This window comes from Dellaglioa sp. CoH-57-MRSF-21 (assembly GCF_056781915.1).
This window is the reverse complement of the sequence record NZ_JBXAXU010000060.1, coordinates 1-459: the sequence shown is the minus strand read 5'-3', so window position 1 is coordinate 459 and position 459 is coordinate 1. Positions and strand designations below refer to the sequence as shown.

1 protein-coding gene is annotated in these 459 nt (G+C 54.7%); it reads right to left on the bottom strand.

Translation table 11 applies throughout. The features are described 5' to 3' along the window. Window positions 1-147: 147 nt before the first annotated feature. On the bottom strand, window positions 148-459 hold a 312-nt coding region (locus AC1RPQ_RS07920), incomplete at its 5' end, for a hypothetical protein (RefSeq protein ID WP_481762249.1).

Here is a 459-nt window from a genome sequence, read left to right as displayed (position 1 = left end):
TCAATGATCCCAGCACACCACTAAGCTCGACGAGCTTTTCTTGATCGGCACGTATACGGCACGATTCATTTTCGTACATGTTGCCCTTTGCCCGTTGCTCCGCGCGCTCTTCCAACTCAACTACGTCAAAACCCGTCATCGTCGTGATCATTGCTGCTCTCCAAGTTGCGCCCACTGGCGCTCAAAATTGCGGTACCGCGCGTCACGTGACGTGTCGATGCCCCACATATTAATCATGATGGTAACAGCCAGCCGATTTGCCTGTTCGTGACCCATCGATCTGCGCAGCGTTGACGCGTATTGGCAGTGCCACGACCACGCGTATTCCGGGTCCGCGTGCATAGTACTAGCCAGCTTGATGTATGGCGTCGGTCCTGTCTCTTCCTCGGCTACGTGCTCATGTTCGTCTTCCCCGACATCCAGCGTGTCCTCATCCTCACTGTCGTTGATATCGAGTTC